Source organism: Sphingobium ummariense RL-3 (assembly GCF_000447205.1).
GTDB classification, from domain to species: Bacteria; Pseudomonadota; Alphaproteobacteria; order Sphingomonadales; family Sphingomonadaceae; genus Sphingobium; species Sphingobium ummariense.
This window is the reverse complement of sequence record NZ_AUWY01000128.1, coordinates 1-11514: the sequence shown is the minus strand read 5'-3', so window position 1 is coordinate 11514 and position 11514 is coordinate 1. Positions and strand designations below refer to the sequence as shown.

Annotated in this window: 11 protein-coding genes; 6 read left to right on the top strand and 5 right to left on the bottom strand. The window is 64.5% G+C overall.

Annotated elements, in window-relative coordinates:
- Nucleotides 1-106: 106 nt before the first annotated feature.
- Nucleotides 107-1450: a UDP-glucose dehydrogenase family protein gene (locus tag M529_RS45660; protein WP_021319931.1), complete on the bottom strand. Its 1344-nt coding sequence runs from the start codon at nucleotides 1448-1450 to the stop codon at nucleotides 107-109.
- A 237-nt stretch (nucleotides 1451-1687) separates the two neighbouring features.
- The gene (locus tag M529_RS45655; protein WP_021319930.1) at nucleotides 1688-2449 is read right to left on the bottom strand and encodes a competence/damage-inducible protein A; all 762 of its coding nucleotides are present in this window, start codon (nucleotides 2447-2449) and stop codon (nucleotides 1688-1690) included.
- Nucleotides 2450-2529: 80 nt separating this feature from the next.
- On the opposite strand from M529_RS45655, the gene map reads away from it, so the two are divergent.
- From map to M529_RS45635, 4 genes are all read left to right on the top strand, one after another.
- Nucleotides 2530-3360 carry a type I methionyl aminopeptidase gene (map, locus tag M529_RS45650; protein ID WP_031295664.1) on the top strand — a complete coding sequence of 277 codons (831 nt, stop codon included), beginning with the start codon at nucleotides 2530-2532 and terminating at the stop codon, nucleotides 3358-3360.
- A gap of 236 nt (nucleotides 3361-3596) precedes the next feature.
- Complete coding sequence (locus M529_RS45645) at nucleotides 3597-3935, top strand: P-II family nitrogen regulator (RefSeq protein WP_021319928.1); 339 nt, start codon at nucleotides 3597-3599, stop codon at nucleotides 3933-3935.
- A gap of 99 nt (nucleotides 3936-4034) precedes the next feature.
- Nucleotides 4035-5447, top strand: coding sequence for a type I glutamate--ammonia ligase (gene glnA / locus M529_RS45640; RefSeq protein WP_021319927.1), 1413 nt, complete (start codon nucleotides 4035-4037; stop codon nucleotides 5445-5447).
- A gap of 163 nt (nucleotides 5448-5610) precedes the next feature.
- Complete coding sequence (locus M529_RS45635; protein ID WP_021319926.1) at nucleotides 5611-6657, top strand: NAD(P)H-dependent flavin oxidoreductase; 1047 nt, start codon at nucleotides 5611-5613, stop codon at nucleotides 6655-6657.
- A gap of 36 nt (nucleotides 6658-6693) precedes the next feature.
- On the opposite strand, the gene M529_RS45630 is transcribed toward M529_RS45635, so the two are convergent.
- Together M529_RS45630 and M529_RS45625 are read right to left on the bottom strand one after the other, a co-directional pair.
- Nucleotides 6694-7347 carry a histidine phosphotransferase family protein gene (locus M529_RS45630; protein ID WP_021319925.1) on the bottom strand — a complete coding sequence of 218 codons (654 nt, stop codon included), beginning with the start codon at nucleotides 7345-7347 and terminating at the stop codon, nucleotides 6694-6696.
- Nucleotides 7348-7440: 93 nt separating this feature from the next.
- Nucleotides 7441-7842: a Mov34/MPN/PAD-1 family protein gene (locus M529_RS45625; protein WP_021319924.1), complete on the bottom strand. Its 402-nt coding sequence runs from the start codon at nucleotides 7840-7842 to the stop codon at nucleotides 7441-7443.
- A 17-nt stretch (nucleotides 7843-7859) separates the two neighbouring features.
- Here M529_RS45625 and M529_RS45620 point away from each other — a divergent pair, with 17 nt between their 5' ends.
- Together M529_RS45620 and rpoH are read left to right on the top strand one after the other, a co-directional pair.
- On the top strand, nucleotides 7860-8810 hold the full coding sequence (locus tag M529_RS45620; RefSeq protein ID WP_021319923.1) for an RluA family pseudouridine synthase: 951 nt from the start codon (nucleotides 7860-7862) through the stop codon (nucleotides 8808-8810).
- A gap of 75 nt (nucleotides 8811-8885) precedes the next feature.
- Nucleotides 8886-9800 carry an RNA polymerase sigma factor RpoH gene (rpoH, locus tag M529_RS45615; protein WP_021319922.1) on the top strand — a complete coding sequence of 305 codons (915 nt, stop codon included), beginning with the start codon at nucleotides 8886-8888 and terminating at the stop codon, nucleotides 9798-9800.
- A 236-nt stretch (nucleotides 9801-10036) separates the two neighbouring features.
- On the opposite strand, the gene M529_RS45610 is transcribed toward rpoH, so the two are convergent.
- The gene (locus tag M529_RS45610) at nucleotides 10037-11386 is read right to left on the bottom strand and encodes an IS1380-like element ISSp1 family transposase (RefSeq protein ID WP_013039775.1); all 1350 of its coding nucleotides are present in this window, start codon (nucleotides 11384-11386) and stop codon (nucleotides 10037-10039) included.
- Between the last annotated feature and the right edge of the window lie 128 nt (nucleotides 11387-11514).

Here is an 11514-nt window from a genome sequence, read left to right as displayed (position 1 = left end):
TTGCCGCCCTCAAGGGTCGGCGAACGAGGTTAACAAAAAATAGACTTTTTTGCTATTCGTCGCAAATCAGACTCGATTTGCGACGAATAGCTTTATCACCGGGAACTTATTCCGCTGCCTGCTCCAGCGGCTCGACGATGGGCGGCATTCCCCGTCCGACGCTGTCGTAGATGAACCCTGCGGCCTCCGCCACGTCCGGGCGGTAGATGTTGCGTAGGTCGACCAGCACATTGCCCTGCATGACGCCCTTGAGACGCGGCAGGTCGAGAGCGCGGAGCGCGTCCCATTCGGTAACGATCACCACCGCCGCCGCCCCTTCCGCGGCCTCATAGGGGCCGGACGCGAAGGTCACGTCGCGCAGCATCGGCCGCGCCGCCTCCATCCCCTCTGGATCATAGGCGCGGATGCACGCCCCGGCATCCTGCAATGCCTGGATGATCGACAGCGACGGGGCGTCGCGCATATCGTCGGTATTCGGCTTGAAGGTCAGGCCCAGCACCGCCACCGTCTTGCCGCGGACCATGCCGTTGCACGCGGCGATCACCTTGCGCGCCATCGCCCGCTTGCGGCTCTCGTTGATCGCGACGGTCGTTTCGATCAGGCGGATCGGCGCGCCGGAATCCTCGGCGGTCTTCACCAGCGCCAGCGTATCCTTCGGGAAACAGGAGCCGCCATAGCCCGGCCCGGCGTGAAGGAATTTGGACCCGATTCGGTTGTCCAGGCCGATGCCGCGCGCGACCTGCTGCACGTCTGCGCCCACGCGCTCGCACAGTTCCGCCACCTCGTTGATATAGGTGACCTTCATCGCCAGGAAGGCGTTGGCGGCATATTTGATCAGCTCGCTGGTGCGGCGGCCAGTGAACATCAGCGGCGCCTGATTGAGGTAGAGCGGCCGATAGACCTCCTCCATCACCGGGCGCGCGCGCTCGTCCTCGATACCCACGACGATGCGGTCGGGGCGCTTGAAGTCCTGGATCGCCGCGCCCTCGCGCAGGAATTCGGGGTTGGAGGCGACGGCGAACTGCGCCTGCGGATTGGTCTCGCGGATGATCCGCTCCACCTCGTCGCCCGTGCCGACCGGCACCGTGGACTTGGTCACGATCACCGTGAATCCGTTCAACGACGACGCAATCTCGCGCGCTGCGTCATAGACGTAGCTGAGGTCCGCATGACCGTCGCCCCGGCGCGCCGGCGTGCCTACGGCGATGAAGACGACGTCGGCCTGCGGCACGGAGCCGGCAAGGTCCATCGTGAAGGTCAGGCGTCCCGCTTCGACATTACGGGCGATCAGGTCCGCCAGGCCCGGCTCATAGATCGGCACGCCGCCGCTCTGCAGCAACGCGATCTTGCGCTCGTCCTTGTCGACGCAGACGACTTCATGGCCGAAATCCGCGAGGCAGGCGCCGGACACGAGCCCGACATAGCCTGAACCGGTCATCACGATCCGCATGACAAAATCTCCTTGGTTGAAGGCGTTATTCATCGATCTGCGCAAAGCGCAGGTACATTTCGGCGACAGCCGCCTGTCACCCTCTCCCCATTCCGATCGATTGACGTTCCGACAGGCGCCGCTTCAGCGAAGCGCACGCCCCGGTGACGCGTCGCAGCATAACCCGCCCTTGACCGATGGCGCAACGCAGCCTGCCGCTGCGTCGCCACATATGATCGCGCCTACAGCGACCTTGGGTCAGATGCCGCCGGGAATGGCGGGCCAGCCACCTGCCTGCAGCCCCTCGGCCAGCGCGGCAGTGCAGCGCTCCAGGGAGGCTCCATCAGTCGAACGGATCACGAAGTTGGCCCCCGTCCGTCCTTCGCGGAAAAATGGGTAGCTGCCGATCTGGCACCCTTCATGCGCGCGTTCTACCGTTGCGAGCAGATCGGCGACCTCGCTTTCGGCTACCCAGCAGCCAAGCGTGGCCGACAGCACCGGCAGGCCGCCCTCCAGCTTCCCCGTCAGCCAATCGAGCATCCCCGCGGTGATATGCGGCACGCCCGCCATGATGAAGATATTGCCATGGCGAATGCCGGGCGCGCCCGACATGCGGTTTTCGATCAGCATGGCCCCCGCAGGAACGCGAGCCATGCGCAGCCGCGCCTCGGTCAGCCCGCCGCGCGCGGCATAGTAGCGTTCCAGCACCGCGCGGGCTTCCGGATGGATCTCCACCGGCACGCCCAGCGCCTGCGCGATCGCATCGACCGTGATGTCGTCATGGGTCGGTCCGATGCCGCCGGTGGTGAACAGATAGTCGTTGCGCACGCGCAGCGCATTCACTGCCTCGACGATCGCTTCCGTCACGTCGGGCACGACGCGCACCTCGCGCAAGCGGATGCCCTGGACGTTCAGCCAGCCGGCGATCTGCGCCACATTCTTGTCCTGGGTCCGGCCGGACAGGATTTCGTCGCCGATCACGATCAGCGCTGCGGTCCAGATGCGGGTCGGATCGGTCATGCACGGCTCCATAGCCCCCGGCCGGCGTCCTGCCTAGCCGCCCTCTCGCATTCTGGGAGCGGGACGCCTATACTGCTGCCATGACCGATTACATGACGATGACGGCCGACGCGCCGATCTCCCGCTCCACGGCGATCAAGCTCTATGATGCCGCGGGCTTCGAGGGCATGCGCAAGGCCGGCCGACTGGCGGCGGAAATCCTGGACGCGCTGGTGCCCCATGTGGTGCCCGGCGTGACCACCGGCGAGTTGGACGACATCGTCCGCCGCATGACGCTGGACGGCGGCGGCGTGCCCGCCACGCTGGGCTATCGCGGCTATACCCACAGCTGCTGCATCTCGCTCAACAACGTCATCTGCCACGGCATTCCAGGCGACACCCGCCTGAGAGACGGCGACATATTGAACATCGACGTGACGCCGCTGCTGAACGGCTGGCACGGCGACAGCAGCCGCATGTACATCGCGGGGGAGGCCTCGATAAAGGCGCGCCGCCTGGTTGAGGTGACATATGAATGCCTGATGCTGGGCATCGAGCAGGCGAAACCCGGCAACCATCTGGGGGATATCGGCCATGCGATCCAGAAGCATGCGGAAAAGCACCGCTATGGCGTGGTGCGCGATTTCTGCGGCCACGGCCTGGGCCGGGTCTTCCACGACAGTCCGGAGGTCATCCATGTCGGCCACCCCGGTACCGGGCCGGAGCTGAAGCCCGGCATGTTCTTCACCATCGAGCCGATGATCAACATCGGCAAGCCCGCGGTGCGGATGCTGGACGACGGCTGGACCGCCGTGACGCGCGACCGGACGCTCTCGGCCCAGTTCGAACACAGCATCGGCATCACCGAAACCGGTTGCGAGATCTTCACCAAGAGCCCGGCAGGGCTCGACGCGCCGCCTTATCGCGTTTGACTGTCGCAACTGCCCAAAAATCGGGCAGCAGGACATCAAATTGCCTGCAAACCGGGCAATATGGACAAAGATTGCTGCATCGCCGAAAGCATGGTCCTAGCGATTCGCCGTTTGGCACGGTAATTGATTGCTGAGAGGGACGATGCGTGTCTTGGGGGGCATGATGATCGTCACTTGAGGAGAGAGGGACGCAGGAGTGCCTGCGGTTCCGGCGCGTCAGGTTGGGAACAAGAGTGATGAAAAAGATCGAGGCGATCATCAAGCCGTTCAAGCTGGACGAGGTGAAGGAAGCGCTGCACGAAGTGGGCGTATCCGGCATCACCGTGACCGAGGCCAAAGGCTTCGGCCGCCAGAAGGGCCATACCGAGCTGTACCGTGGCGCCGAATATGTGGTCGACTTCCTGCCGAAGGTGAAGCTGGAGGTCGTGGTCGACGACTCGCTCGCCGACCGGGTGGTCGAGGCGATCAGCGCCGCCGCGCAGACCGGCCGCATCGGCGACGGTAAGATCTTCATTTCCGCGATCGAGGGCGCGGTGCGCATCCGCACCGGCGAGCGGGACAGCGACGCGATCTGATCGCGACGAACCAGCGCACGCCGGTTTTCAGGGGACCGGCGGGCGGCGGCATCAACCTTACCCCTTCGGGGGGGTATCTACAGAGAAGGGCAAGCACAGATGGCCAACACGCCAAAAGACATCCTGAAGATGATCGAGGAAAAGGAGATCGAGTGGGTCGATCTTCGCTTCACCGATCCCAAGGGCAAGTGGCAGCACCTGACCATGGTGTCTTCCGTCCTCGGCGAGGATGAGCTGACCCAGGGCCTGATGTTCGACGGCTCCTCGATCGAGGGCTGGAAGGCCATCAACGAGTCGGACATGATCCTGAAGCCCGACCTGGACGCCGTCTATGTCGATCCCTTCTCGGCCACGCCGATGCTGATCCTGTTCTGCGACATCGTGGAGCCCGACACCGGCGAGCTCTATGCCCGCGATCCGCGCTCGACCGCCAAGCGCGCCGAGGCGTTCGTCAAGTCGGCCGGCTTCGGCGACACCGTCTATGTCGGCCCGGAAGCCGAATTCTTCATGTTCGACGATGTCCGCTTCAACTCGGACTACAACGAGTCCTTCTACAAGATCGACGACGTCGAACTGCCGACCAACACCGGCAAGGAATATGAGGGCGGCAACCTGGCCCACCGTCCGCGCGCCAAGGGCGGTTACTTCCCCGTCGCACCGGTCGACCCGGCCACCGACATCCGCGCCGAGATGGTCTCCACCATGCTCGAAATGGGCCTGCCCTGCGACAAGCACCACCATGAGGTCGCCGCCGCGCAGCACGAGCTGGGCCTGACCTTCGGCACGCTGGTCACCACAGCCGACCGCATGCAGATCTATAAGTATGTGGTTCAGATGGTCGCCCAGGCCTATGGCAAGACCGCGACCTTCATGCCCAAGCCGATCGCGCAGGACAATGGTTCCGGCATGCACACCCACATGTCGATCTGGGAAGGCGGCAAGCCGCTCTTCGCCGGCGAGGGTTATGCCGGTCTTTCTGACACCTGCCTCTACTTCATCGGCGGCGTGATCAAGCATGCCAAGGCGCTCAATGCCTTCACCAACCCGACGACCAACAGCTACAAGCGGCTGGTGCCGGGCTTCGAGGCGCCGGTGCTGCTCGCCTATTCGGCGCGCAACCGCTCGGCTTCCTGCCGCATTCCCTATGGTGCGGGCGCCAAGGCGAAGCGCGTGGAGTTCCGCTTCCCCGACGCGATGGCGAACCCCTATCTGTGCTATGCCGCGCTGCTGATGGCGGGCCTCGACGGCATCGAGAACAAGATCCATCCGGGCGCCGCGATGGACAAGAACCTCTATGACCTGCCGCCGGAAGAGCTGAGCCAGGTGCCGACCGTCTGCGGTTCGCTGCGCGAAGCGCTCAACAGCCTGGAAGCCGACCATGAGTTCCTGCTGAAGGGCGACGTGTTCACCAAGGACCAGATCGAGGCCTATATCGAGCTGAAGTGGCCCGAAGTGTACCGCTGGGAAATGGCGCCTTCGCCGGTCGAATTCGACATGTACTACAGCGCCTGATCCCTTTCTCAGGCTCATCGACGGAGGCCCGGTCGCAGCGATGCGGCCGGGCTTCTTCTTTTTGGGGCAGGCGGTCGCCCTACTCCCCTCTCATGCCAGCTGCGATCGATCGCGATTGCGATTGCGATTGCGCATCGCCCGCCCACGGCGCAAATAACCGCCCATGTCGCTGACAGACTCGCTCGGGCTCGGCCTTCCTATCATCCAGGCACCGATGGCCGGCACCTCCACCCCGGCGCTGGCGGCTGCTGTCTGCAATAACGGCGGTCTCGGCTCGATCGCGGTGGGTGCGGGCACGGCTGCCTCCGCGCGCGAGGCGATCGATGCCGTTCGCGCGCTGACGAATCGGCCCTTCAACGTCAATCTCTTCGTCCATGCGCCCGCACGACGGGATCCGGCGAAGGAACAGGCATGGGTCGAGGCGCTCGATCCGCTCTTCGCCCTCTATGGTGCGCGGCCGCCGGAAATGCTGAACGAGATATATCGCAGCTTCGCGGACGACGACGCCATGCTCGCGACCATGGCCGAAGCACGGCCGGCCGTGGTCAGCTTTCACTTCGGCCTGCCCGATGCCCGCCGGATCGCGACGCTGAAGCAGGCGGGCTGCCTGCTCCTCGCTACCGCGACCAGTCTGGCTGAGGCCGAAGCCGCGCGCGCGGCGGGCATCGACGCCATCGTCGCGCAGGGCTATGAGGCGGGCGGCCACAGGGGCATGTTCGATCCCGATGCGCCGGACGACCGGCTCGGCACCTTCGCCCTCACTCGGCTGCTCGTTACCCGGTCAGGCCTGCCGGTCATCGCGGCGGGCGGCATCATGGACGGTAGGGGCGTCCGTGCGGCACTGGACCTGGGCGCGGTGGCGGCGCAGCTCGGCACAGCCTTCATCGGCTGCCCGGAAAGTAGCGCCGACGCCGCTTATCGCGCGGCGCTCGCAAGCCCTGCGGCCCTGCACACGGTCATGACCCGCGCCGTATCCGGCAGGCCGGCACGCTGCCTCGCCAACCGATTTACCGCCTGGGGGCTGGATAGCGACGCCGTGCCGCCCGCCTATCCTGTCGCCTATGATGTGGGAAAAGCGCTCAACGGCGCTGCCAAGGCGCAGGGCGAAGGCGGCTACGGCGCGCAATGGGCCGGCCAGGGCGCGCCCCTCGCCCGCAGCCTGCCCGCCGCCGAACTGATGAAGGCGTTGGCCGAGGAGATGCGGGCCTAGCGCCGTGCTCTTCCAGGCCGGACAGTCCGGATACTGTCAGGCGCGATCGGGCAGCGAGGCGCCGAACAGCAACACCGGCTCGCCCGGGGGCGAAAGTGCGATGTCGCCGCCGGCCGCCGTCACCAGCGTACGCACCATCCAGGCCGCGGCCGTGCGCGAGGCAAGCCCTTCGGGCGGCAGGGTGCCAGATAGGGCGGCGCGCAGCTCCGGGTCCAGCACCAGCTTCGGTCCGTCGGCACGCACCACGATCTCGGTCACGCCCGGCCGCCGCTCGGCACCGATGTCGAGCTGGCCGCCACGCACCAGCGCATCGCCGGCAATCAGCGAAAGGTTGAGCAGGACCTTGACCGGCAGCTTGCCCAGCATGTCGTCCTCGACCAGCCAGCCGACCTTCACCCGGCCGGAAGCGGAAAACATGCCCTCGATCGCAACCCGCGCCTCATGCGTCGGCACGGCATCGCCGAAACCACCGGCCGATCCGAAAGCCAGACGGAAGAATTTCAGCTTGTTCGCGGAGGTTTTCGCGCTGTCCGCCAGCAGATCCAGGCAGCGCTGCCGCATTTCGGGATCGGTCTCGTCCGCCATCAGCTCCAACCCGTTGTTGAGCGCGCCGACAGGACTGAGCAAGTCGTGGCAGAGGCGCGAACAGAGCAGGCTGGCGAATTCGATGCTGTCGGTGGAATGGGTCATGAAGGTCGGAACCGCCGGTTGAAAACGGAAAGGAATGCCCGCTCATGCGCCGCCACGGCGTGCGATGCAACCCCGGCCGCGCCCGCTTTCCGGTCATTCCGTCGCCAGATCGGCCTCGATAAAGCGAAGGTTGCCGTCCTCGCCGGCTTGCGCCACCCACAGTCGCGCGCCTTCTCCACCGACGATCAACCACAGCGTCCCGTCCGGCCGTGCGCACTCCACATCGGTGCGGGAAGGCTCCGCCCGGCCGCTCGGGTGGGAATGATAATGTCCCAGCACGGCTGGACCGCCCTGCCGCGCGGCACGATGCGCCGCGATCAATATGGCAGGGTCCAGCTCGAAATGGCGCGCCGGATCGAGCGCCACATTCGCGGCGGGCAGAATCGCCGTTATCCGCCTGCCCTCCCCCAGCAGCAGACCGCACACTTCCACCGCCTGCCGGGCCGCCAGGTGCACGATCTGTTCCAACAGCGACCTTGAAATCCGGACCTTCATTCCTACATCCCTAAGCAATGGGTTCGGGGGTTTCCAACATCGAAATTACGGTGGGCGAGGCTCAAGCAGGCCTGCGGCTGGACCGGGCCCTGGCGGACCTGATGCCGGATTTTTCCCGCGAGCGGTTGAAGGCGCTGATCCAGGAGGGTCATGTGACCCTCTCCGGCCGGGCGCTTAGTCCCTCTGCGAAGGTGGAAGTGGGGCAGAACTACGCCATCACACTGCCCGCCCCAATCGCTGCGGAGGCAGCGCCGCAGGACATACCACTCGCGATCGTGCATGAGGACGAACATCTGATCGTCGTCGACAAGCCCGCGGGCCTGGTGGTCCATCCGGCCGCTGGAAATCCGGATGGGACGCTGGTCAATGCGTTGCTGCACCATTGCCATGGTGGACTGTCCGGAATCGGCGGCGTGGCACGGCCCGGCATCGTTCATCGCATCGACAAGGATACTTCCGGCCTGTTGGTCGTTGCTAAATCCGACAGGGCGCATGAAGGCCTGGCGCAGCAGTTCAAGGCGCACAGCGTCCATCGGCTCTACAGCGCCGTTGTCCAGGGTTTGCCCGTTCCGTCGTCCGGAACGGTGGATACGTGGATCGGGCGATCCGACGCCGATCGAAAGAAGATGGCTGTTCATCGGGAAGGACGCGGCAAGCACGCCGTGACCCACTACCGCATGAAGGAGCGCCTGCGCGAGGCGGCTTTGGTGGAATGCCGGCTGGAAACCGGCCGTACGCACCAGGTCCGCGTGCACATGGCGCATATCGGACACCCCTTGATCGGGGATCCGATTTACGGTAGAGCGAAAAAGAGTTTCAAAACGATACTGGAAACGCTGGGTTTCAAAAGGCAGGCATTGCACGCAAGAACGCTGGGGTTCATACATCCTGTGACAGGTGAATCCCTTATGTTCGAAAGCGCAATCCCGGCCGATATGCAGGAACTGTTAAGCGCGCTTCACGTATAAGGTTCGACAAGTTTGCGACGGCGCCTGGACGCCTCTTCTGGGTCCCGCCGCGCATGAAAGGGAAAGGAAAGCGACATGGCCAACAAGAGCAATGTCCCCACGGTTCCGGCGCTGGGCGGTGAAGCCAGCCTCAACCGTTATCTCTCGGAAATCCGCAAGTTTCCGATTCTGACGCCCGAGCAGGAATATATGCTGGCGAAGCGCTATCAGGAACATCAGGATCCTGAGGCCGCGGCGCAGCTTGTAACCTCGCATCTTCGCCTCGTCGCAAAGATCGCGATGGGCTATCGCGGCTATGGCCTGCCGGTCAGCGAACTGATCAGCGAAGGCAATATCGGCCTGATGCAGGGCGTGAAGAAGTTCGAGCCCGATCGCGGCTTCCGCCTCGCCACCTATGCGATGTGGTGGATCCGCGCCTCGATCCAGGAATTCATCCTGCGGTCGTGGAGCCTGGTCAAGATGGGCACAACCGCCGCGCAGAAGAAGCTCTTCTTCAACCTTCGCCGGATGAAGAACAGCATCGAGGCGTTCGAGGATGGCGACCTGCATCCCGACGACGTCCGCAAGATCGCAACCGATCTGGGCGTCAGCGAGGAGGACGTCGTGTCCATGAACCGCCGCATGGCGATGGGCGGCGATACGTCGCTCAATGTGCCGATGCGCGAGGACGGCGAGGGCCAGTGGCAGGACTGGCTGGCGGACACCGATCCGCTACAGGACGAACGCGTTGCGGACGAGCAGGAGCGCGAACTGCGCCACGACATGCTGGTGCAGGCGATGAGCGACCTGAACGACCGCGAGAAGCACATCCTGGCCGAGCGTCGGCTGGCCGAAGAGCCCAAGACGCTGGAGGAGCTGTCCCAGGTCTATGGCGTGTCGCGCGAGCGCGTCCGCCAGATCGAGGTCCGCGCGTTCGAGAAGCTGCAGAAGGCGATGATGCGCATCGCCGGCGACCGGATCGGCAAGATCGCGCGTCTGGCCGCAGCATAAGTTCCATAGCAGGAAATGAGGAAAGGCCCCGGAGCGATCCGGGGCCTTTTTATTACCTGTCCTTCTAACCTCTCTTATTCACGACGCTCGGTTTCGGGCCCGCTCTGGGCATTTGCTGCGGCTGGCTGTATTGCGCGGACGACCGGCATCGCTGGCGTTTGTTTCACCGCATTCGGATTGATGGGCTTTTCGGGTTGAAGGGCTGGGCTCGGAGTTCTGCGGCGCTGCCGCATGGGCTACGTCGGCGCAGGCTTCAGCCGGAGAACGAGGGCGCGGAACAGGTCGGCATCCGGACAGGCGGAAGCGAAGGCAATGCGGATGCGGCTAGCACTTTCTACGACGCGCGCAGCGACCTTGAGCAGCCGCAGGCGCAAGGTGGTAAACTCCGCGCTTGCCAGAGCAGCGGTCCTGGGCATCGCCTGCTGGATGCGCCATAGCAGCCAGTATGCGGCAGTGTGCAGTATCAGGCGCATCTGATTGGCATTGGCCGAGCGGCACGAGGTTCGGTCGCTGGCGAGCTGGGACTTGTGGCGCTTGATCAGGTTCTCGGCCTGACCACGCGCGCAGTAGAGCGTGTCGTAGATGTGCTCGGCCGATCCTGTTGCCAACGAGGTGACGACATAGCGGATGTCCATGCCCAGCGTGCTGGCCTCGATCCGTGCAACGACGCGACGCTGGCACTTCCAGGTCTTTGCCCCATAGCGGGTCTCGGCATAGTTGCGCAGGACGGGACACTGACGCTGGGCGCGCTTGACCGCGCAGGCATCGGCGACCGCAACAATGGCGGGATCGGCGCGCAGCGCTGAATTGGTGGGCAGGCCGAACACGTAATCGACGCGGGCCGCATCGCAGTAGGCCATGACCTCGGGTCGACCATAGTGCCCGTCGCCGCGGATAGTGATGTGGGTATCGGGCCAATTACGGCGCAGGTGACGCACCAGGCGTCGGATGTGCCCCGCCGCCTCCTTTCCAGAAGGCGTCTTGCCTGTGCGCAGCAGCATGGCCACCGGCCTGCCGGTCGCGGTGTCGTAGATATGGATCGGTAGGAAGCAGCGCTCCCCATGATGCCCGTTCCAGAACGAGAGCTGTTGATAGCCATGCACGACGTCGCACGTGTCGTCGATATCCAGCGTGACCGCTGTCGGAGGGGCGGGATAGCTGGCGCAGTAGATGTCGATCATCGCGGCCATCATGCTGGCCAGTTCGCGCGTAGTCGGTGCATTTTCCCACCGGCTCATCGTCGGTTGGCTGGCCAGCCCCGCGCCCGATTCCGGCAGCTTGCCGAGCGCCAGGCGGAAGCCTGGATCGTCGCGCAGAGCATCGAGATCATCGGCATCCTCATAGCCGCACGCAATCGCGAACACACGGGCACGCAGAATGTCATCCAGGCGATGGATCACCCGCGCTGGATCGCGCGGATCGGCAATACAAGCCGCCAGGCGCTGGCAAATCCCCATCGCGCGCTCGGCCTGTGCAAGCAGTAGAACACCGCCATCCGAGGTAAGCCGGCCACCGTCGAACGCAGCTGTGATTTTCTTGCGGCCGACTGCTGGGAATCCAAATGAGCTTGCGATATCATCGTTCATGGCGGGTGTGGCCCGTGGCATTTTCTGCCCTGCGGCAGGTTCGGCTTAGACACCCAGTTCCTAATTCAGATCAGAGGCTTACGCCACTCCCGCCAACCCTTCAGGACACTTTTGGTGAATAAGGCGGG